Below are 20,862 nucleotides of genomic sequence, written 5' to 3'. Positions count from 1 at the left end.
TCAATATTTCCGCACCAGGTCCGCCGTGATCTCTTTCAGGCTGCGGATGCCGAGCAGCGCGAGGTCGCGGTCGATCTCGGCGTGCAGCAGTGAGATCGCGCGCGAGACGCCGGCTTCGCCTGCGACCACCGCGCCATAGAGGAACGGGCGGCCGATCCAGACGAAATCCGCACCGAGCGCGAGCGCCTTGATCACGTCGGTGCCGCGGCGGATGCCGCCGTCCATCATCACGGTCATGCCGCCCTTCTGCGCCGCGATCTCCGGCAGAGTGCGCAGCGCGGAGACGGTATGGTCGAGCTGGCGGCCGCCATGGTTGGAGACCATCACGCCATCGCAGCCATGCTCGCGCGCCAGCCGCGCATCCTCCGGCGAGATCAGCCCCTTGATCACGAGCTTGCCGTGCCAGCGCTTGCGGATCAGCTCGACGTGTTTCCAGGCAAGCTGGTCGCGGCTGCCGATGTTGCGCATCAAATTCTTGGACAGCACCGGCGGGCCCCGCTTGGCGTCCATGTTCTCGAAATGCGGCATGCCGTGATTGAACACGGTGCGTGCCCAGGTGTTCAGCAGCCAGTCCGGATGGGTGATGGTGTCCCAGAACACAAGCGGCGTGATCTCGAGCGGCACCTGGAAGCCGTTGCGGATGTTGTTCTCGCGGTTGGGCGGCACCGGCACGTCGGCGGTGACGACGAAGGTGTCGTAGCCGGCCGCCGCGACGCGATCGACCAGCGGCTCGATGCGTTCGTCGAGCCCGGCGAGATAGGCCTGGTACCAGGCCTGCTGGTTGGCGGCGCGGACGTCCTCCAGCGTGATCAGCGAGGAGGCCGAGAGGATCATCGGCACGTTGGCCGCGGCCGCGGCCCGCGCCAGCACGATGTCGCCGCGATAGGCGCACAGCGCGGACGAGCCCATCGGCGGAATCCCGAACGGCGAGGCGTAGGTCTTGCCGAACAGCGTCGTGGTCTGGTCGCGGCCGGAGACGTCCTTCAGCACCCGCGGCACGAAGCCGTATTCGTCGAAGGCCCGGCGATTGTCGGTGCGTGCCGCGTCGGTCTCGGCGCCGCCGGAGATGTAGCCGTAGAGGAATTTCGGCAGCAGCCGCCGCGCCTGGGGTTCGAAATCGTCGAGCGTGAGGTAGCGCCGCAAATGCCGGGGCACGGCGCTCGCCGCGCGGTTGACGGTTGCGGGAGGCGGGGAAGGGGCTGCGGTCCGGTCGTGCACGTCGAGTGTTTCCGTTGTTCTTGGTTCTTGGCTGGAACGCGAGGCTAGCGCCTGCCGCCGCGCCCGACAATTTTTTCGTTGAACTTGTTGACGGACTGGCTGACGTCGCTGAGCGTCCTGCGGGTTTCGGCGATCATGGCGCCGGATTTCTTGTCAAAACTCTGGATCAGCTCGCGCAACGAGATCACGGTCGGCAGCAGCTCGCCACCATATTTGTCGCTGCCGAAGCTCTTCAGGAACTTGTCGGCGGACGTCAACTTGCTGTCGACCGCGTCGACGCCGTCCTCGGCGGCATCGATGAAGCCCGCGATCAGCTCGCCATTGCCGGACAGCGAGTTGGTGAAGTTCTCGAGCCCGAGCAGCGAGTCCTTGATGTCGGCCTCGTTCTCTGTGATGACGCGGTCGACATTGCGCAGGGCGACCCGCAGTTTCTCCTGGATGCCCATCGTGCCTTCGGCGTCGGCGGTCAGCTCGGGAATGCCGTCGGCGCCGAGCGGCGGCGGCGGCGCATCGTCGGTGCCGCCGGTGAAGGAGATCGAGGCGATCCCGGTGAGGCCCTGGAATTCGAGGCCGACCTGGGTGTCCTTCTTGATCGGGGCGTTGCCCTCGATCCGCGTCATCGCGACCACGCGGTGACGGTCGAGCCTGATCGAGACCACCTCGCCGATCCGCACGCCGGCGAAGTTGACGCTGCCGCCGCGGCGCAGGCCCGACGCCGAGCCCTCGAACACGACGCGGAACGGCACCATCCGCTTGATGCCGGCATAGCGCTGATAGCCCAGCCAGCCGCCGAGCGAGCAGGCGATCAAAGCCAGCGTCAGGGTGCCGATCACGAGATTGCTGGCGCGCGCCATGCGTTGGGGACCTGTCCGCGAAGCAGACCTCAAGAGATAGCGGATTTGCCGCCGATAGTCACCGCGCCTCTTCTTTCACCTCTCCCCGCGAAGAGCGGGGAGAGGGAGTGGAGAGTCATGCGCTCTGCCTCCGCGACGCCGCGAAGACGCCGGCCAGCACCAGCGCGAAGCCGATGAAATGGAAGGCCTGCGGATGCTCGCCGATGAACACGATCGACATGATGGTGCCGAACACCGGAACCATGTGGAAGAACGGCGCGGCGCGGTTGGCGCCGATCAGCTGCACACCGCGGTTGAAGCACAGATAGGCCACCGTCGAGGGGAATACCGCGACATAGAACAGCGACAGCAGATTGCTGGTGGTGAGCTGCATCACCGGACGCGTGCCGAGTTCCCAGATCAGGAACGGGATCAGGAACAGCGCGCCGCAGCCGAAGGTGAAGGCCGCGACCGACAGGCCATGGATCTTGGGCCGCTTCAGGGTCAGCACCGAGTACAGCGCGAAGATCACCAGCGCGGCGATGAAGATCAGGTCGCCCTTGTTGAACTCGATCTTCGACAGCGTCGTGAGATCGCCGTGCAGCAGGATCACCAGCACGCCGGCGAGCGACAGCAAGACGCCGCAGAGCTGCGCCAGCGTCAGCCGCGCGCCGAGCAGGATCAGCGACCACAGCGCGACCATCAGCGGCACGGAGGATTGCAGCAGCAGCGTGTTGAGCGCCTGGGTGTGCTCGAGCGCCCAGTATTGCAGCGTGTTGAAGGCGCTGATGCCGGTCATCGACAGCAGCATCATGATGCCGAGATTCTTGCGGATGGCAGGCCAGTCGCTGGCGAGGTGCTTCCTGGCAAACGGCAGGATGATCAGGAACGCCACGAACCAGCGCAGGAACGACAGCGTCACCGGCGGAATATGGCCGGCGGCGAGCCGGCCGACGATCGCATTGCCGGCCCAGCACATCGCGGTGATGCAGAGCAGCAGATATGGCTGGTTGGCGATCCAGGAGCCGGACGCAGGCGATGTGGTGGAATCGGTGGCAGACATGCGAAAGGCCCGGGTTCACGACGCCGCGGCCCGCCTGCCCGGCCGTCGCCGGGCCGGTATGGATCGCCCCGGCACCCGTCACAGACACGGATTCCGCCGTTCTATCAATGGTGATCGACGCATCGCGACCATGCGCGAAGGCCCCCTTACGGAAGGCGCGATGGCGCTTTGCCGGGCCGCTCAGCGGCGGCAGCACGCGCCGCTCGGTACGGCTTCTTACTTGAGCATCCTCTTCCCGGAAAACCGCCTCGCACCTTTCCGGATCGCGCTCTAGCCGGTCTCCGATGGCGTGGTCTGGCGCTTGACGATCTGCTCGGCAAGCTCGATCAGGATCCGCTTGGTGTCGGGGTCCTTGACGTCGCGGAACACCCGCAGCATGCGCAGCTCGAGCAAGGATTGCAGCGATTCCGAGGCATGGCCGCCGTGTGTCTGCGTCGGGGTGGCGGGCCGGCGATTGAGGATGTCGGCGGCGACCCCGAGCATCTCGGCGACGGTCGCCAGGCGGCCGGTATCGATCTTGACGGTGCCGTCCACGCCGTTCTTTTGCAGGGAGGCGCCCGCGCACAGGATCTCGGCGAGATCTGCCTGCGACAGCCCGATTGCGCGCCAGCGCGCCTGCACCAGTTGATCGATCTGGTCGTCCTGCGATGTGCTCATGGTGCGCCTGGGCGATCTCCAGCTACGTCCGTCGACAGCATGTCCGCGACGATGATTGGTAGCAAATGGAACGGCGGTTCGTCGCGACGGGACTTCTACGGATGACCCGGATCGACAATCGGTCCCGGCGACCTGCAGGACGATCCGTGTTTTCACGACAGCCAAGCAGTCGCGCCGTGTGGGCACTGCAATACGCACCCATGGTCTGAGATCCCTGTCATCGGGCCGCAGCCTTAATTATGCAGCCTTAATATCAAGATCGTACGCGAATGCAATCTGGGGGCGATCATTGAGGCAAATCCAACCCGGATGTGTGACCTTGCTACAGTTCGCGGCGTTGCCGCTTACAGGTCGATGATTCCGAGCGCGATGCTCTTCGCCACCCCGTGCGTCTTGTTGGAGGCCTCGAGCTTGCGCAGCGCCTGCTTGATGAAGCCTTCAACCGTCTCCGGCGAAATACCGAGGATCTGCGCGGTGTCGGCCACGGTCTTGCCGCGCGCCGCCCAGGCGATCACTTCCTTCTCCCGTGCCGTGAGCTTGATGGTCTCGGCGGCGTCGGCGGGCTTCAGGATGGTCGGCGCGTTGCGCTGGTCGCGGTTGACGATGTCCATCGCCCGCTGCACCCAGTAGATCATCAACAGATGCAGTTCATGGCGATGGCAGACGAACAGTCTGTCGAAGTCGCGCGGCTGGTCTTCCCAGAAGAACACCGTCGAGCTCGAATGCACGGCGCCGAGCCGGTCGCGATAATGGAACGGCACCACGAAGCCGTCCTTGAATCCGAACTCGCGCGCGGCATCCATCGTCTTGGCCTCGGGCGCCCGCTTGTGTCCGCTGCGCTCCGGCAGCTTCAGGCTGCTCCAGCTGAACGGCGTGTTGGTGCGTCGCGACCGCGCCAGCGCCGGGTCGGCATGGACGAACTCGTTCTGCACATACGCCCGCTTCCAGGCGTCGGGAAAGGTGCCGATGTGATAGGGCAGATCAAGGTCGGGCCGGCCGGCATCGACAAAGGCGAAGCCGGAGAAGCCGTAGTTCTGGATGACACGGTGCAATGACGAGCTGAGCTCGTCGATGGTATCCGACGCCTCGATGGTTGAAATCGCGTCTACCAGGCCCATTGACTAAAACCCCCGGTTTCCGGGGGTACCACATTTGGCCCCTTTCGTTCCAGATGTTCCGCATTTGGAGGAAAGGATAATGCCGCATTCATTGGACGGATATCATGCACTCATCACCAGGGAAGAGCTTGATCCGGCGCATGTCGGGGCGATGTTGCGGCTGCGCAAGCGGCTGTTCGTCGACCATTGCGGCTGGCTTCTGAGCACGACCGGCGACGTCGAACGCGATCAGTTCGACAGCTGGTATACCGAGCACTGCCTGTTGTTCGCAGGCGCCGAGCTGGTCGGTGGCTTCCGGGCGATCCGCACCGACTATCCCTATCTGACCAAGTCGGTGTTCCCGCAGCTTGCGGTGCGCCGCTTTCCGAGCCGCCGCGACGCCTGGGAAATCAGCCGTTTCGGCGTGCTGCCTGGTGTCGCGAGGTCGCGGACGGCACGCGTCAACTACGCGCTGATGTTCCGCTTCGCCGAGCTGCGCGGGGCGGCGGCGCTCGTGGCGCTCGCCGACCTTTCCTATGAGCGCTTTCTCACCCGCATGGAGATCCGCACCCGCCGCTACGGCCCGCCGCAGGTGATCGGCAATGATCGCATGGGCCGCCCGCTGACGGCGCTCGCCGGAGAAATCCCGCTTGGTCTCGCCGACAATCCCGGCCTGACCAAATTCCTCGACCTTGGACGGCAATTGGAGATTCACGATGCCTCACATGTTCTCGGACGTTCGAGCATTCCAGCGTGACCCGCTGCGTCTGTTGCTGACGCGCGGCAACGAGGCCGAGCTGGGGCTCGTGCCCCTGCGGCTCGGTCCTGCGCCGGTCTTTCTGGTGAACGATCCCGATCTGCTGCGCCCGATCCTCAAGGCGCCGGAGACCGACATCGGAAAGGGCAAGCTGATCAAGAAGCTGACGCCGGTGCTCGGCCGCAGCTCGCTGATGCTGAGCGGCGAGGAGCACAAGCGGCGCCGGACGGTGCTGCAGAAGCACATGGCCAAGGGCAGCGTCGAGAAATTCCTGCCGCATATGTGCGCCGAAATCCGCGCGGTCGGCGCCAGCCTGGCGCGGCTCGGATCGTTCGATCCGCACCATGTCACCGCGATGCTGGCGCTCCGGACCATCTGCGTCGCGATCTTCGGCTCCCAGGTGATGTCGTCTGGCGACGAGGAAGCGCTGGTTCAGGCCGTCGGCGTGATCGAGGACGATCTGGCCGAGGAGATGTTCCGCGCGTTGCCGTTCGGTCCGGTGGCTTGGTACCGGCGCCGGCAGAACCGGGTCTGCGCCAAGCTTGCCATGTCGACGGTGGTGCAACGCCTGCGCCGCAAGGCGGGCTCGAGCAGCGCGCTGCGCGATCTCGAGGCGCTCGGCCTGAGCGATCGCGATCTCGAGGACGAGATCCTGACACTGCTGCTGGCCGGCCATCACACCACGGGTTCGACTGCGGCGTGGATGTTCTACCAGATGGCCGCCGATCCCGCCCTGATGGACGACATTGCCGACGAGGCGGCGGAGTGCCTTGGCGACGATGGCGAACTCCGGCTTGATGCGGTGAAACGCGCCAATCTGAGCGCGACGTTTGTCAAGGAGGTCTGCCGGCTCTATCCCAGCGCCTGGTGGTTCTCGCGCGAGGTGATGCAGCCGGTGACGATCGGCGGGCGCGACCTCAAGGTCGGCACCTCGCTGTTGATCTGTCCCTGGCAATTGCAGCGCGATCCCAGGCATTTCGAGGATCCCGACCGCTTCATGATGACGCGGCGCTACAACACCGACGCCTACATCCCGTTCGGCGCCGGCCCGCGCGCCTGCGCCGGGATGGGGGTTGCGATGCTCGAGTTGCAATTGCTCGCGCTCGAGATCGCAGCCGCCTATCGCTTCACCGCCGTCAGCCCGAATCCGGCGCCCTGGCCGAAAGCCTCGGTGACGCTGATTCCGCCGCCGATGACGATCGACATCGAAGTCCGCGAGCTGCCATCGCGCATCCTGCATCTCGGCGAGGAAGCCGAGCGGCTGCCATACATTTCATCCGCCAGCGCGGCGTCCATCAGCACATTACAATCGGTATCCCAATGACAACACACATCACGACGGCCAGCATCGGGCAGAGGGCCATGGATCAAGTGCAAATGCGCAGCTTGCGCGACGTCATCGCTGTCTTGATCGAGCAGCGCAGCATCGTGACGGCGGCCGGCGCGACCTTCGCCGCACATCTGCTCGACCTCGCGATCATGCAGCTCAGGCTCAACGTCAACGATATTTCGGCGGAGGAATTGTCCGGCCTGTCCGACTACGTCGGCGCGGAGTTCAACAGGGACAAGCCCTCGCATTGATCGCGCGAAGCGTTTTCGCGCGAAGTGGGCACCGGTTCGCGTGAAGCAAACGCGTCAAAACAAGAGTCGAGAGCTTCGATTCTGATTCAATCGGAACCGAAGCTCTAGTCCTGCGTCGCCACCAGCGCCTTCATCGTGGCGCCGGCGGCAAGCGCGGCGTCGTTCGGATCGATCTCGATCTGCAGGCCGCGCTGGCCGCCATTGACGAACACGGTGACATGGGTGAGCGCGGTCTCGTCGATCGCGGTCGGCACCTTCTTTTTCTGGCCGAACGGGCTGATGCCGCCGACATGATAGCCGGTCAGCCGCTCGGCATCGGCCGGGCGCATCATCCTGGCCGACTTGCCGCCGAGGGCTGCGGCAAGCTTCTTCATGCTGACCTCGCAGTCGGACGGCACCACGGCGCAGACCGGCTTGCCGTCGACCTCCGCCATCAGCGTCTTGAGCATGCGGTTCGGGTCGACGCCGAGCGCCTCCGCCGCCTGCAGCCCGATGCTCTCGGCGCTGGAATCGTAGACATAGGTGTGGAGCTTGAAGGCAATGCCTAGCTTGCGCAGCGCAATCGTCGCTTGTGTCGAATTGGGCATGGTCCGGGCCGGTTGATACGGGCGAATGATCGCCGCAATGGGCCCGGCGATCAATCGGCCGTACGGCCAGCGTCAGGCCACCCCAACATTAAATTCCCGCCAGTCCGGCGCGGCCGGGCGCGGCATGGAATTTTCAGGGGATATCAAAGGCTTGTCGCCCCTCTAAAAGGCGCAAACGACCCCCTTCTTGCTTGCGCAGCCGACCCGCTTCCTTTATCCGGTAGGCGCCTTGCGTGCGCGCGGCCGGGCGCCGCGGTTTGGGCTGGGCATATCATGCATGGTCGCTGTGGGCGGACGCGTTTTCGCCGCGATCATGGTCTCTGAAACACCTGAAGGGAACATCTTCGCAATGGCCAATGTTGTCGTCGTCGGCGCCCAATGGGGTGACGAGGGGAAGGGCAAGATCGTCGACTGGCTGTCGGAACAGGCCGACATCGTCGTGCGCTTCCAGGGCGGCCACAATGCCGGCCATACCCTCGTGATCAATGGCGAGACTTACAAGCTGGCGCTGCTGCCCTCCGGCGTGCTGCGCCCGAACAAGCTCGCGGTGATCGGCAACGGCGTGGTGTTCGATCCGCAGGCCTTCCTCGACGAGGTCGCCAAGCTGAGGGGGCAGGGCGTTGCGGTCGGACCGGACAATCTGCGGATCGCCGAGAACGTCACGCTGATCCTGCCGCTGCATCGCGAGCTCGACTCGCTGCGCGAATCCTCCAACGCCGTCACCTCGATCGGCACCACCCGCCGCGGCATCGGCCCGGCCTATGAGGACAAGGTCGGCCGTAGAGCCATCCGCCTGATGGATCTCGCCGATCTCGATACCCTGCCGCACAAGATCGAACGCCTGCTGGCGCACCACAATGCGCTGCGCCGCGGCAACAATCTGGAGGAGATCGACGGCAAAGGCATCCTCGCCGAACTGACGGCGTTCGCACCGAAACTGCTGCCCTATGCCGAGACGGTGTGGCGGCTGCTGGATATCAAGCGCCGCGAGGGCAAGCGCATCCTGTTCGAGGGCGCGCAGGGCGCGCTGCTCGACGTCGACCACGGCACCTATCCCTATGTGACATCGTCCAATACGGTGGCGGCACAGGCCGCGACCGGCACCGGCATGGGTCCGGGCGCCGTCGGCTATGTGCTCGGCATCTGCAAGGCCTACACCACCCGGGTCGGCCAGGGTCCGTTCCCGACCGAGCTGAACGACGAGATCGGCGAGGAAATCGGCCGCCGCGGCAAGGAATTCGGCGTCAACACCGGGCGCAAGCGCCGGGTCGGCTGGTTCGACGCGATGCTGGTGCGGCAGACCGTCCGCACCTGCGGAATTGCCGGGCTGGCGCTGACCAAGCTCGATATTCTCGACGGGTTCGACAGCATCAAGGTCTGCATCGGCTACAAGCTCGACGGCAAGGAAATCGACCACCTGCCGGCAGGCGAGGGCGCGCAGGCCCGCATCGAGCCTATCTATGAGATCATCGAGGGCTGGAAGCAGCCGACCGCCCATGCACGGTCCTGGGCGGACCTGCCGGCCCAGGCCATCAAGTATGTCCGCCGGGTCGAGGAGCTGGTGGGGTGCCCGGTCACCCTGCTTTCCACCAGTCCGGAACGTGAAGATACTATTCTGGTACAGAATCCGTTCGAGGCTTAACGGGATATTACCTATATCCCACCAATTGTGTGGAAATGGCTGACTACTACCCGCTGATCGCCCGTGCCATCGCCGGACTGGACCCCAACGCCCCCGGCGAAGCCCGCCGTGCGCTGTATGCGCGGGCGCGGACGGCGTTGATCCAGCAGCTCCGCGGCGTGCAGCCGCCGCTCTCCGAATCCGAGATCACCCGCGAGCGGCTGTCGCTGGAAGAGGCGGTGCGCAAGGTCGAGTCCGAGGCCGCGCAGCGCGCCCGCGAGGCCTCGCGCCCCGGCGGCGGGGCGGCCCGCAGCAGCGACCCGCTGCGCCGGGCCAATCCAAGGCCGCCGGAGGCAAGTGCAAGGCCGCCCGAGGCCAATTCCGCCGACAATGCCGCGCGCCCGCGGCCGCCGGCCGAACCGCGCCCGCCGCGCAATTTGCGCCCCGATGCGCCGCCGCCGGCCCCGCCGCGGCCGCAGAACCCGCAGGCCCCTGCTGGCCCCGATACCCAGGCGCCGCAGGCCCGGCCGGCTGCGCCGCGCCGGGGCCCCGAAGGCGCGCAGCCCCCGACGCCGCCGGCCGCCCCGGGCGTGCGCGGCTTCCGCGATATCACCGCCGACGCCGACGATCTCGGCCGTGCCGCGGCGCAAGCCAGCCGCAACGCGCGCAAGACCTACGCCAACGTGCCGTCGCCCTCGCCGGAATTCGACCGGCTCGAGCCGAGCCTCGAAAATCGCGGCGGCGATCCTGAGGCGCCGTATTCCTACGACGAGTCGATCGAGGAGGCGGAGCGCTACGCCCCGCAGCCGCCCCAGGCGCCGCCGCCGCCACGCTCGCGGGTCAGCAATGCCGAGCGCGAGCCGAAGCGGCCGCGTGTCGGTTCGATGTTCCCGTTCAAGACCGCGATCGCGATCGGCATCCTGCTGATCCTGGTCGGCACCGGCTTTCTGTTCCACCAGCAGGCCGCTACCCTTGTCAGCAGCCTGTTCAAATCCTCGGCCCCCGTCGAGGCGCCGAAGGACGCCACGGCGACGCCTTCGAGCAAGAAGATCACCGACCGCGTCGGCCAGCCGTCGTCGTCCGGCGAGCCGGTCGCCCCGGTGGCGCAGCGCGTGGTGCTCTATGACGAGGACCCGTCGGATCCGAAGGGCAAGCAATATGTCGGTTCGGTGGTCTGGCGCACCGAGCAGGTCAAGGGATCGGGCAACCAGAAGCCCGACATCGCCGTGCGCGCTGACATCGACATCCCCGATCGCAAGTTCAAGATGACGATGTCGTTCCGCCGCAACACCGATTCATCGCTGCCGGCGAGCCATACCGCGGAATTGACCTTCATCCTGCCGCAGGACTTCGCCAATGGCGGCGTCGGCAACGTGCCGGGCATCCTGATGAAGTCCAACGAGCAGGCGCGCGGCACGCCGCTGGCCGGGCTCGCGGTCAAGGTCACCGACGGCTTCTTCCTGGTCGGCCTCTCCAATGTCGACGCCGACCGTTCGCGCAATCTGCAGCTCTTGAAGGAGCGCTCCTGGTTCGACGTGCCGCTGGTCTACACCAACCAGCGCCGTGCCATCATCGCGATCGAAAAGGGCGCCCCCGGCGAGCGCGCCTTCAACGACGCCTTCGCGGCGTGGGGTGAGTAACAGCTTCAGCGCTCACCTCGGTCCTCACGATCTCATCGCCCGGCTGAGTCCGGGCGATTCCGTATCGCAGCGAACTGTTGCAGCGCATCGACGCGATGATCCCGGAACATTACCGGGCGCTTTCGAATTTCCCTAGAACCGTCGCGTGACTGCGTTACACTCGCCTGATGTCGGGCAGGGGCACGCCATGAAACGCTATCTGATCTTCGCAGCCATCGGGCCGTTCATCGGCGGCTTCCTGCTGCTGCTCATGACCACCTATCAGTCCGGCTACTGGACCGAGACCAATGGCGGCGAAGTGGCGAAGCTGTTCGTCGTGTTCGTGAAGTCGCTGCAATACAATTATCTGTTCGGCATCGTGCCGTCGCTGATGTTCGGCGCGATCGACGACATCCTGATGCATATGCGGCGGATCACACCGACGGTGCGGATGCTGATCGTAGGTCTCGTGGCGTTCGTCGGCGCGGCGCTGACCTACGCCTCGCACGGCTCCGAAAGCGGCGCCGTGCAGTTCATCCTCTACGGGCTGGTCGGCTTCATCCCGGGCGTGATCACGTCCTGGCTGGCGCACAAATATGCCGAAGAGCAGCACGTGCCGGCACAGCCGGCATCCCAGCATTAGGGCATGTACGCATTGCCTCGGGAAAACAGAAGTCGCCGGCTTTGACATGATCGGCGATTTCTGACGGGCGGCACATTGAGCGCATCGCAGCCGGACAGGTGGCCATGCCAACGCATGGCGAGCAGTCGGTCGCGCAATTATAGTAATTTTGTCAATGTATTAGACGTCGGCTGAAAGCCGGGGGCATTGCCCTTCATGGAACTGTCATATGGGCGTCATGTAAACGTAGTCCCAATGTCACATGGCCGCTTTTGTCCTCCCGCGGCCGTGAGGGCGATCATATGAGCGATGTAGCGTTACCTGGTTCGATTGAGCCCGCGCGGCGCCGCGGCCCCGATCTCGAGAAGGGCTTTCATCCTCTTACCGGCATCATCTATCTCGGCGTGATCGGAGCCGCGCTGCTGTTCGTGGCCTACAGCATCTACGCGGACGTCGGCGCGACGGGCGCGGGCAAGACCTCTTATGCGGCGTTCCTGCTGCTGTTCGTGGCGCTGTTGATCTCGCTCGGCTTCGAATTCGTCAACGGCTTTCACGACACGGCGAACGCCGTCGCGACCGTAATCTACACGCGCTCGATGCCGGCCCACATTGCCGTGGTCTGGTCGGGCCTCTTCAATCTGATCGGCGTCCTGCTCTCCAGCGGTGCCGTTGCCTTCGGCATCGTCTCGTTGTTGCCGGTCGAACTGATCCTTCAGGTCGGCAGCAGTGCCGGCTTCGCCATGGTGTTTGCGCTGCTGATCGCCGCCATCATCTGGAACGTGGGCACCTGGTATTTCGGATTGCCCGCCTCGAGTTCGCACACCCTGATCGGATCGATCATGGGCGTGGGGATCGCGAATGCGCTGATGCATGGACGGGAGGGGACGTCCGGCGTGGATTGGTCGCAGGCCGTCAACACCGGCAAGGCGCTGCTGCTGTCGCCGCTGTTCGGATTTGCGCTCGCTGCCATCCTGCTCTACGGGCTGAAAACCGCGCTGTTGCGCGCAACGCCGGCGCTGTTCGGCGAGCCGAAAGGCGATCAGCCGCCGCCGTGGTGGATCCGCGGCATCCTGATCCTGACCTGTACCATGGTCAGCTTCTTTCACGGGTCGAACGACGGTCAAAAGGGCATGGGTCTCATCATGCTCATCTTGATCGGCGTGGTCCCGACCGCTTACGCACTCAACCGCGCGATGCCTGCGAGCCAGATCGCGGCATTCACCGCGAATTCGGCGGCGGCGAGCAAGGTGATCGAGGATAGGGGAGCCGATCGCAAGGTGACGGGCAATCCGCGTCCGGCGGTGACGAACTACATCGCGCTTCGACAACTCACCGACGATACCTATCCGTCACTCGCCGTTCTCGTCGGCGAAATCAGCGACCAGGTCATTCAGTACGGTTCGCTGGCGAAATTCCCGGCCGAGACCGTCGGCAACACGCGTAACGACATGTATCTGGTATCGGAGGCGCTGCGCTCGCTCATGAAGAGCAGCGACAGCGGGCTGAACGATGCCGATGTCGCGACGCTCAATCGCTACAAGGGCTCGCTGGATGCCGCGACCAAATTCATCCCGTCCTGGGTGAAGATCGCGGTCGCCATCGCGCTCGGCCTCGGCACGATGGTCGGCTGGAAGCGGATCGTCGTGACGGTGGGTGAGAAGATCGGCAAGACCCATCTGACCTATGCGCAGGGCGCCTGCGCCGAGATCACGGCGGCGGCGACCATCGCCGCGGCAGACGGATACGGCCTGCCGGTGTCGACGACGCATGTGCTGTCATCCGGCATCGCAGGCACCATGACCGCAAACGGGTCCGGCCTGCAATGGTCGACAATCCGCAACATCGCCATGGCCTGGGTTCTGACCTTGCCGGTGGCGATGCTGATCTCTGGCATTCTCTACTTCGTGTTCGCGCATTTGTTTTAGCCGGAGCAGCAAGACAACCGGATGCAAGGGATCTGCATCCGGGTTCGGGGAAAGGAATCTCGAGTGGCAGATGCAAGCTTCAGCCTTCTGACGGGCAACGATATCGAAACCCGCCTGGTCCGAGCCGGTGGCATTATTTTTCGCGAGGGCGAGGAGGCCAACGAGCTGTTCGTGATCAAGAGCGGCTATGTGCGCATTCAGGTCGGCAACAAGACCATAACGGACCTGCCGGCCGACACGATCTTTGGCGAAATGGCATTGATCGACAACGAGCCGAGGAGTGCGACCGCCACGGCGCTCACCGATGTCGAGCTCGTCCCGGTCTCGGAAAAGCAGTTTCTCTTCCTCGTCAGCCAGACGCCGCATTTCGCGCTGAAGGTGATGAGGACACTGGCCCAGCGGCTCAGAACCATGAACAAGGGCGTCTTCTAGAGCGTTTTCGAGCGAAGTGGATCGAACGCAAAAGCGGCGGACGTTTCCGTCCGCCGCCGGCGTGATGAAAAGGCCTGGGTGCCGAAATGCTCAGGTGCCGTTGGCGCGGCAGCGGCCGCCCGGGCCGAGATACCAGCCGCGCGGACAGGCGTGCATCCACGGCCGCGCGTAGTTGCGGCGGCAGCCGCCATAGGGACCGCGATGCCAGCCGCCGCCACAGCCGCCGGCGACCACGATGACATCGGAATTCTGCGTGGGTGTAACCGGTGCGAGCGGCATGGCGCCGGCGCTGCCGAGCGAGGCGAGAAGGAAGGCGGCCGCAATCAATCTGGTCATGAGTGTCGTCCTCTGCTGATGTCAAAAGTCATTCGTTGATCTCTTCAAAAATTCGCTGCGCGCTTCTCCAATTCGTGCGCTAGCCGCCGCCAGCGAACGCGATGCCGGCACGCACCTCGCCCATCGCCTGATCGATCAGGCCGAGCGCACGCTCTCGGTGGCCGCCCTTGTTCGGCGTCGCCCTGGTGAGCTCGGCGCGCGCCGATTGCAGCATCGCAAGGCTCTCGTCCATGTGCGGCTGGGCGCCGATCGCGTAGCCGATCCCCATGCTGGTGGTGATCGCAACCCCGAGCAGCACCTTGCGGATCGCGGAAGTCTTCATCTCTTGGTCTCCTCTGGCTGGCCCGCTTGTGTGCGGGGGCTCACTTTGAGTGGTCTTTGCCGGCTGCGAGCCGGTGCCATCGGTAAGCCCCTCGCGGCACACGCGTCTTGGACTGGGAAGCGCCGGAGGATTCCGGACTTGGACTGTCCGGCGCTGTGCACAGGGCCGGTGGCTTTCACCTTCCGTTCATCTCGTGGTGGCCAGACTGCCGGCCAGCACCTTGGTCCCGTCCTTCCGATGTCCGTCATCAAAAAAAGGCTGTCGACCGACATGCTGCCGCCCGGTCTGGGTGAGCGGCAGCGCTACATGTTCTTCGCCGAACTGTTCGAGCATTTCTCCAACACCGGCGAGCTCGACCCGTCACCGGCGGTGCCGTTTCGCGCGACGATGAACTCGATCCATATCGGCACCACCCTGCTCGGCCGTTGCAACGGCAGCTTCACCACCGTGCGGCGCGAGCGGCGCCAGGTGCTGGCGACCAATGACGACCGTTACTGCCTGGCGCGCAACACCGGCGACCGCGCCTCGACCGTGACGCATCGCGGGCGCGAATTCCAGATGCGGCCGGGCGCGATGGTGCTGCTCAAGCTCGACGAGCCGTTCTTCACCGCCGACGGCGCCCACCACAAGCGCTTCACCAACGTCCATCTGCCGATGGCGACCTTGCGATCCATGGTCACCGGGGTCGACGACCTGGTCGGCCGCGAGCTCGCGCCGGGCGGCGCGCTGTCGCTGGCGATGGACTATAGCGACCTGCTGCTGCAATCGCCCGATGCCGTCGATGAGGCCGGCTTCGCCATCGCGGCGCATCTGTTGGATCTCGCAGCCCTCGGCCTCGGCGCCCGCGGCGATCTTGCGGCCGCAGCACAACGCCGCGGGCTTCGCGCGGTCAGGCTGAAGTCGCTGCTGATGATCCTCGCCAAGCGCTTCACCGAGCCGGATTTCTCCGCGCACAAGCTCGCCGCCGCGACCGGCCTGTCGGAGCGCTACGTCAACGAGCTGCTCTACGAGGCGGGCGCGAGCTTCACCATGCGGCTGACCGAATTGCGGCTGACGAAAGCTGCCGAGATGCTGGTCCATGACGCCGAGCGGCGGATCAGCGACATCGCCTTCGATTGCGGGTTCAACGATCTGTCCTACTTCAACCGCTGCTTCCGCCGCCGCTTCGGTCTGACGCCATCGGCGGCGCGGGGCACGTGATGCGGCTTGAACGGCCTTGAATGTGACACAGTGGTAATGTGACGCAACTTGAACCACCTGCCTGCGTTACCATGTGATGGCCATGCCCGAGGACGACATTTTCTCCCCCCACGCCACGCGATCGCGGCCGCCTTTCGGCGGGGCGCAGGCGCGCGGCAAGGTCATCGATCAGGACGGGCGCGAGCTCGGCGATGGCCCGCTGCATCCGCAGTTCCAAGGTTTTCAGGGAGCCTTTCCGGAAGGCTTCAGCTTCGACTTCCGCAACTCCACCGCCAACCCGTTCGGCAATCTGACGCGCGAGGAGCGGCTCGCGCGGCTGGAGATGATCGCAAAGCTGCTCGACGTCGCCTTCGTCGTGCCGGGTACCAATGTCCGCTACGGCATCGACGGGTTGATCGGCCTGATCCCGGTGATCGGCGATCTCATCACCACCGCGATCTCATTGTGGCTGGTGCGCGAGGCCCGTCTGCTGGGTGCGCCCTGGCACATCACCGCGCGGATGCTTGCCAATGTCGCCGTCGACGGCGTGGTCGGCATGGTGCCGGTGGCGGGCGATGCCTTCGACGTCATGTTCCGCGCCAATATGCGCAATGTGCGGATGCTGCGGCGCTGGCTCGACAAGCAGCCGAGGCTATAACTTCAAAACAAAAGCCCCCGGATCGGTCCGAGGGCTTTTCGTTGGGCGACGAGCAGAAAGCTTTATGCGGCGTCCGCGTCGGTCTGGGCCGGCTCAGTGCGCGGACGGCGCGGCAGCGGGAAGCCTTCGCTCTCATACAGCGAACGGATGCCGTTCTGGTCGAAACGGGCTTCCTCGACCTGGAGATAGGCGCCGTTCAGCGAATCCGCTGGCAGCTGCTCCATCGCGAACTGCACGGCCTCGGCAGCAGTGCCGAAACGGCGGTAGGCAAAGCCGGCCCGCTTCTTCTTGCGGATCGCGGCAGGGAACAGTTCGGCGGACGTGTTATAGTTGAACGGACGCAGGGGACGCATGGTCGACGACCTCTTGTGTTCTTGGCATAGAGCGGCGAAAGGGATTTTGGGGGACGGCGGCCTATAATCGGCGGCGCGCCGTACATGTCATTTCGATCCCTAATATAGGCCTCTTTGACAAAAATGCGACCCCAGAAGCGCCCCCGGCAGGGCACATGCCGAATCCGCGCATGGCACGCGGTCAATCAAAATAACTCCATCAATTTCAATGGCTTACAGCCATTAAATCTTGTCGAGCAAGGCCAGGATCACGACCACGATCAAAATCACCCCAAAAAGGCCCATTCCGGAGTGGCCGAGACCATAGCCATAGCCGCGGATGCGGCCGCTATAGCCGCCCAGCAGGATAATCAGCAGGAGGATGATGAGGATCAGTCCAAGCGACATGGCGCCCTCCTCAGAACAGGCGGCAGCCGCACGGCGAGACGCCTACGGCCCCGCGAATTCGGAGCAAAGCACATTCCGGGGCGCGAGTCGTTAAGGCCGCCGGCCGATCACGAGGATGTTGTTGGGCGCCGGGGCGGCTATTTCTTGCTCTCGTCGATCGGGAGCACCTTCAGCGGGGTCGGGTAGGGCTCGACCCGCAGCGAGTCGCTGGCGATCAGGCCGATCTTGTGCAGCGGCGCCTGTTCGAGCTCGCCGGAAGCGGATTTGTGCACGGCATATTGCCAGACGCTCATCGAGCCCTTGGCGACCAGCATCTTGGCGATGCCGCCGGCATTCTGGCCCTCGACCTGCGCGAGGTCGGCGTCCGTCAGGCCGATGACGATTTCGTCCTTGGAGGTGATGGCCTTGAACAGCGAGATCTTGTCGGCGGCGAGCGCCGGCATGCTCACCGCACTCCCGATGACGAAGCTGGCAAGGCCGAGACCAAACAAAAGCTTTGCTGGAATTGGTGACATCAAAATTTCCTTTTGTTTACGTGCGCGGACGGACGGCCGGGCCAAACAAAACCCCGCGCGACCGGTTCTTGGTCGCGCGGGCGGATCAAACGTTCGATGGGAGAGCGGGATATTTGCCAAATCCACCGTCGTCATTGCCGGGCTCGACCCGGCAATCCATCGTGACGAAAAACTCATTGCTTGATGGATGCGCCGGTCGAGCCCGCGCATGACGAGCGGAGCTGCGGCCGTTATTTCTTCTCGTTCAGCTTCAGCGCCGCCGAGTTGATGCAGTAGCGCAGGCCGGTGGGGCCGGGGCCGTCGTTGAAGACGTGGCCGAGATGGCCGTCGCATTTCGAGCACAGCACCTCGGTGCGGACCATGCCGTGGCTCACATCGTGCTCCTCGTCGACATGGCTCTCGGCCGCGGGCTTGGAGAAGCTCGGCCAGCCGCAGCCGGAATCGAACTTCTGGTCTGACTCGAACAGCGGCTGCCCGCAGCCGGCGCAGACATAAGTGCCCTTGCGGGGATCATGCTCATATTCGCCGGTGAACGGCCGCTCGGTCGCCTTTTCGCGCAGCACGGCGTACTGCATCGGCGTCAATTCCTTGCGCCACTCGGCCTCGCTCTTGCGGACCTTGCCGTCGGTTTTGGTATCGGACATTCAACCTCCTTGGTTTGATCGTCATTGCGAGGAGCAAAGCGACGAAGCAATCCATCTTTCCGCTTGCCGCGACATGGATTGCTTCGCTTCGCTCGCAATGACGGGAAGCGTCGCCTCAGTTGGTGACCTTGGTGCTGCTCACCAGCGTCGGCTTCTCGATGTAGTCCTCCGCGAAGATCTTCTTCAAGTTCTCGACCTTCGGGATGTCGTTATACGCAATATAGGGTTGGCTCGGGTGCAGCGTCAGATAGTCCTGGTGGTAGCCCTCCGCCGGATAGAACGCCTCCAGCGCGCCGACCTTGGTGACGATCGGCTTCTTGTAGACCTTGGCCGCGTTGAGCTGGGCGATATAGGCATCCGCCACCTTCTTCTGCTCGTCGCTGGTCGTGAAGATCGCCGAGCGATACTGCGTGCCGGAGTCGGGGCCCTGGCGGTTCAGCTGGGTCGGGTCATGCACGACGGAGAAGAAGATCTGCAGGATCTTGCCGTAGGAGATCTTCTGCGGGTCGTACTTGATTTCGACGGATTCCGCGTGGCCGGTGGTGCCGGTCGAGACCTTCTCGTAGTCGGCATTGGCCTTGCTGCCGCCGGAGTAGCCGGACACCGCGCTGACGATGCCGGCGGTGTGCTGGAACACGCCCTGCACACCCCAGAAGCAGCCGCCGGCGAGCACCGCGGTCTTGATACCGGTTTCCGGCGCGCTCGCGGCCGGCGCCGGGATGACCACGGCGTCCTCGGCGGCAAGCGAGGGCGCAACGGCAAAAGCGGCAACGGCCAGCGCGCCGATCGCGGCGGCGCAAAGCGAGAGGCGGCTGAGGGAGCTTTTGGGCATGGGTTCCTCGTGGGATCGCAATTGGGGGTCAGTCTAGAGCGGCAGCCGGCATTGGCAAACCGGCCGGGCTGCTCCGACGCTTCAAAATACGGGCGAGGGGGCGTTTTGTTACGGCGCCAGCCACACGGTTTCGTGAGGGAAATCAGCGAAGTTCAGCGGTGACGGTGCCGGATTTTTGCCGCGGCCGCTCCACGCCCGTCGTCCTGGCGAAAGCCAGGACCCATAACCACCAAATGTAACTGTAGGCGGGATCGTGGCCCCAGCGTCCCGCAACAACAAGCAGCCGGGGTAATGGGTCCTGGCTTTCGCCAGGACGACGCTGAATATTTGGTGTCGCCTGCGAGCCATATACTCACTGTCAGGATGACGTCGGCGCCTGCGGGACGATCACACCACGATGCTGAGCCGCTTCGCGGCGCGCGTGATGCCCGTATACAGCCACCTCGCGCGCGAGTCCTGGAACGCAAAACTCTCGTCGAACAGCACGACGTCGTCCCATTGCGAACCCTGCGACTTATGGACGGTCAGTATGTATCCGTAGTCGAACTCGTCATAGGGCTTGCGCTGCTCCCACGGAATGCCCTCGATGCCGCCGTCGAAACATTCACCGCGCACCGACACCTTGGTGACCTTGTGGCCGAAATCCTCGTCCGGCATGACGCGCATGGTAATGATCTTGGACTTCGACTGCGCGCGCGCCTTGACCCGCCACAGCCCGCCGTTGAACAGCGCCTTCTTGCGGTTGTTGCGCAGGCAGACCAGCTTGTCGCCGGCAACGGGGAGAGGATCCTCGATCTTTAGCCGCTGCCGCATCCGCATGTTGTAGGCGCGGCGGGTGTTGTTGCGGCCGACCAGCACCTGATCGGCGCTCATCACGCGGTCCGGATCGAGCTCCTTGCGCGAGACGACCTCACTCTCGCCATGGCGGCCGATCTCGAGCTCGCGGCCCTCGCGGATATCCATCGACATCCGCACGATCGGATCGTCCTGCGCCTGGCGGTGCACCTCGGTCAGCATCGCGTCCGGCTCGGCGTCGGTGAAGAAGCCGCCGCCCTGGATCGGCGGCAATTGCGCGGGGTCGCCGAGCACCAGCAGCGGGCAGTCGAACGACATCAGGTCGCGGCCGAGCTCGGCGTCGACCATCGAACATTCGTCGATCACGATCAGCTTCGCTTTTGATGCTGGCGCGTCGTCCCACAGCTCAAAACTCGGCTGCTCGACGCCGGACTCGCGGGCACGGTAGATCAGGGAATGGATCGTGGAGGCGCTGTCGCAGCCCTTGTTGCGCATCACCAGCGCCGCCTTGCCGGTGAAGGCCGCGAACTTCACCTCGCCATCGACGCCTTCGGCGATGTGCTGGGCAAGCGTGGTCTTGCCGGTTCCGGCATAGCCGAACAGGCGGAATACCTGCGGCGTCCCGTTCTGGCCGGGCTTGGCTTTCAGCCAGTCGGCAACAGCTTTCAGCGCGGAATCCTGGTGCGGCGTAAAGGTGGTCATGTGGCTTTCGGAAGAATGAGCGCGCGACCGATAGCGCCGCGACTCACACCCGCACAAGCTAAACATTCATGCGTCCCAAGCAAGCCGTCTCCCGCCGCGCGGAATTGGGGTTTCGCGCCCGAGGCTA

25 protein-coding genes are annotated in these 20,862 nt (G+C 64.6%); 11 read left to right on the top strand and 14 right to left on the bottom strand.

Translation table 11 applies throughout. From position 1 onward, the window contains the following. The 5 genes from AAFG13_RS20545 to AAFG13_RS20525 all read right to left on the bottom strand — a co-directional run bounded on the left by AAFG13_RS20545 (position 1) and on the right by AAFG13_RS20525 (position 4,889). Positions 1-1,155: an alpha-hydroxy acid oxidase gene (locus tag AAFG13_RS20545; protein WP_342713165.1), complete on the bottom strand. Its 1,155-nt coding sequence runs from the start codon at positions 1,153-1,155 to the stop codon at positions 1-3. A 107-nt stretch (positions 1,156-1,262) separates the two neighbouring features. Further along, complete coding sequence (locus tag AAFG13_RS20540; protein ID WP_342713164.1) at positions 1,263-2,072, bottom strand: MlaD family protein; 810 nt, start codon at positions 2,070-2,072, stop codon at positions 1,263-1,265. Positions 2,073-2,187: 115 nt separating this feature from the next. Then, complete coding sequence (locus AAFG13_RS20535; RefSeq protein WP_342713163.1) at positions 2,188-3,114, bottom strand: DMT family transporter; 927 nt, start codon at positions 3,112-3,114, stop codon at positions 2,188-2,190. A 270-nt stretch (positions 3,115-3,384) separates the two neighbouring features. Beyond that, a complete protein-coding gene (locus tag AAFG13_RS20530; RefSeq protein ID WP_212316134.1) occupies positions 3,385-3,771 on the bottom strand; it encodes a hypothetical protein in 387 nt (128 codons plus the stop codon). A gap of 344 nt (positions 3,772-4,115) precedes the next feature. Then, complete coding sequence (locus AAFG13_RS20525; protein ID WP_212316132.1) at positions 4,116-4,889, bottom strand: LuxR family transcriptional regulator; 774 nt, start codon at positions 4,887-4,889, stop codon at positions 4,116-4,118. Positions 4,890-4,968: 79 nt separating this feature from the next. Here AAFG13_RS20525 and AAFG13_RS20520 point away from each other — a divergent pair, with 79 nt between their 5' ends. The 3 genes from AAFG13_RS20520 to AAFG13_RS20510 are packed head-to-tail and all read left to right on the top strand — an operon-like array spanning position 4,969 to position 7,206. Then, positions 4,969-5,625: an acyl-homoserine-lactone synthase gene (locus AAFG13_RS20520; protein ID WP_212316130.1), complete on the top strand. Its 657-nt coding sequence runs from the start codon at positions 4,969-4,971 to the stop codon at positions 5,623-5,625. Beyond that, the gene (locus tag AAFG13_RS20515; RefSeq protein ID WP_249132209.1) at positions 5,585-6,949 is read left to right on the top strand and encodes a cytochrome P450; all 1,365 of its coding nucleotides are present in this window, start codon (positions 5,585-5,587) and stop codon (positions 6,947-6,949) included. Before AAFG13_RS20520 ends, AAFG13_RS20515 begins: the two co-directional genes overlap by 41 nt. A 38-nt stretch (positions 6,950-6,987) precedes the next feature. Next, the gene (locus AAFG13_RS20510; protein ID WP_092117320.1) at positions 6,988-7,206 is read left to right on the top strand and encodes a hypothetical protein; all 219 of its coding nucleotides are present in this window, start codon (positions 6,988-6,990) and stop codon (positions 7,204-7,206) included. Between the two features lie 104 nt (positions 7,207-7,310). On the opposite strand, the gene ybaK is transcribed toward AAFG13_RS20510, so the two are convergent. Next, positions 7,311-7,793, bottom strand: a complete 483-nt coding sequence (ybaK, locus tag AAFG13_RS20505; RefSeq protein ID WP_092117318.1) for a Cys-tRNA(Pro) deacylase — start codon at positions 7,791-7,793, stop codon at positions 7,311-7,313. Positions 7,794-8,142: 349 nt separating this feature from the next. Here ybaK and AAFG13_RS20500 point away from each other — a divergent pair, with 349 nt between their 5' ends. The 5 genes from AAFG13_RS20500 (at position 8,143) to AAFG13_RS20480 (ending at position 14,012) form a co-directional block, all read left to right on the top strand. Next, positions 8,143-9,435, top strand: coding sequence for an adenylosuccinate synthase (locus tag AAFG13_RS20500; RefSeq protein WP_342713162.1), 1,293 nt, complete (start codon positions 8,143-8,145; stop codon positions 9,433-9,435). A 35-nt stretch (positions 9,436-9,470) separates the two neighbouring features. After that, on the top strand, positions 9,471-11,054 hold the full coding sequence (locus AAFG13_RS20495; RefSeq protein ID WP_212316125.1) for a hypothetical protein: 1,584 nt from the start codon (positions 9,471-9,473) through the stop codon (positions 11,052-11,054). Between the two features lie 187 nt (positions 11,055-11,241). Then, entirely contained in the window at positions 11,242-11,676 is a 435-nt protein-coding gene (locus AAFG13_RS20490) for a DUF5413 family protein (RefSeq protein ID WP_212316123.1), read from the top strand. A 281-nt stretch (positions 11,677-11,957) separates the two neighbouring features. Next, entirely contained in the window at positions 11,958-13,580 is a 1,623-nt protein-coding gene (locus AAFG13_RS20485) for an inorganic phosphate transporter (protein ID WP_342713161.1), read from the top strand. Positions 13,581-13,601: 21 nt separating this feature from the next. Next, positions 13,602-14,012 carry a cyclic nucleotide-binding domain-containing protein gene (locus AAFG13_RS20480; protein WP_342713160.1) on the top strand — a complete coding sequence of 137 codons (411 nt, stop codon included), beginning with the start codon at positions 13,602-13,604 and terminating at the stop codon, positions 14,010-14,012. A 90-nt stretch (positions 14,013-14,102) separates the two neighbouring features. Here the strand turns inward: AAFG13_RS20480 and AAFG13_RS20475 are convergent, their stop codons facing one another. Together AAFG13_RS20475 and AAFG13_RS20470 are read right to left on the bottom strand one after the other, a co-directional pair. After that, on the bottom strand, positions 14,103-14,348 hold the full coding sequence (locus AAFG13_RS20475; protein WP_342713159.1) for a hypothetical protein: 246 nt from the start codon (positions 14,346-14,348) through the stop codon (positions 14,103-14,105). A 79-nt stretch (positions 14,349-14,427) separates the two neighbouring features. After that, the gene (locus AAFG13_RS20470) at positions 14,428-14,670 is read right to left on the bottom strand and encodes a hypothetical protein (RefSeq protein ID WP_212316115.1); all 243 of its coding nucleotides are present in this window, start codon (positions 14,668-14,670) and stop codon (positions 14,428-14,430) included. Between the two features lie 237 nt (positions 14,671-14,907). Between AAFG13_RS20470 and AAFG13_RS20465 the strand changes: the two genes are divergently transcribed. Next, positions 14,908-15,870 (top strand): AraC family transcriptional regulator, encoded by a 963-nt coding sequence (locus tag AAFG13_RS20465; protein ID WP_212316113.1) that lies wholly within the window; start codon positions 14,908-14,910, stop codon positions 15,868-15,870. Positions 15,871-15,946: 76 nt separating this feature from the next. Continuing rightward, entirely contained in the window at positions 15,947-16,507 is a 561-nt protein-coding gene (locus AAFG13_RS20460; protein ID WP_342713158.1) for a DUF4112 domain-containing protein, read from the top strand. Positions 16,508-16,569: 62 nt separating this feature from the next. Here AAFG13_RS20460 and AAFG13_RS20455 read toward each other — a convergent pair whose 3' ends face one another. The 3 genes from AAFG13_RS20455 to AAFG13_RS20445 form a co-directional block, all read right to left on the bottom strand. Next, positions 16,570-16,860: a hypothetical protein gene (locus AAFG13_RS20455; protein ID WP_173640953.1), complete on the bottom strand. Its 291-nt coding sequence runs from the start codon at positions 16,858-16,860 to the stop codon at positions 16,570-16,572. 222 nt (positions 16,861-17,082) lie between these two features. After that, positions 17,083-17,247 (bottom strand): DUF3309 family protein, encoded by a 165-nt coding sequence (locus tag AAFG13_RS20450; protein ID WP_176533426.1) that lies wholly within the window; start codon positions 17,245-17,247, stop codon positions 17,083-17,085. A 137-nt stretch (positions 17,248-17,384) separates the two neighbouring features. Further along, positions 17,385-17,690: a hypothetical protein gene (locus AAFG13_RS20445; RefSeq protein ID WP_342713157.1), complete on the bottom strand. Its 306-nt coding sequence runs from the start codon at positions 17,688-17,690 to the stop codon at positions 17,385-17,387. Between AAFG13_RS20445 and AAFG13_RS20440 the strand changes: the two genes are divergently transcribed. Next, a complete protein-coding gene (locus tag AAFG13_RS20440) occupies positions 17,689-17,946 on the top strand; it encodes a hypothetical protein (RefSeq protein ID WP_342713156.1) in 258 nt (85 codons plus the stop codon). The two genes, AAFG13_RS20445 and AAFG13_RS20440, sit on opposite strands and share 2 nt — an antisense overlap. Positions 17,947-17,992: 46 nt before the next feature. On the opposite strand, the gene msrB is transcribed toward AAFG13_RS20440, so the two are convergent. The 3 genes from msrB to AAFG13_RS20425 form a co-directional block, all read right to left on the bottom strand. Further along, positions 17,993-18,406 (bottom strand): peptide-methionine (R)-S-oxide reductase MsrB, encoded by a 414-nt coding sequence (msrB, locus tag AAFG13_RS20435; RefSeq protein ID WP_212316107.1) that lies wholly within the window; start codon positions 18,404-18,406, stop codon positions 17,993-17,995. 115 nt (positions 18,407-18,521) lie between these two features. After that, positions 18,522-19,238 (bottom strand): peptide-methionine (S)-S-oxide reductase MsrA, encoded by a 717-nt coding sequence (msrA, locus tag AAFG13_RS20430; RefSeq protein ID WP_212316106.1) that lies wholly within the window; start codon positions 19,236-19,238, stop codon positions 18,522-18,524. A gap of 387 nt (positions 19,239-19,625) precedes the next feature. Beyond that, a complete protein-coding gene (locus AAFG13_RS20425; RefSeq protein ID WP_342713155.1) occupies positions 19,626-20,735 on the bottom strand; it encodes an ATP-dependent RecD-like DNA helicase in 1,110 nt (369 codons plus the stop codon). Positions 20,736-20,862 lie beyond the last annotated feature (127 nt).

The organism is Bradyrhizobium sp. B124 (genome assembly GCF_038967635.1).
GTDB lineage: Bacteria > Pseudomonadota > Alphaproteobacteria > Rhizobiales > Xanthobacteraceae > Bradyrhizobium.
Note: the sequence above shows the minus strand (reverse complement) of the source record. Positions and strands in the feature narration are given on the sequence as shown.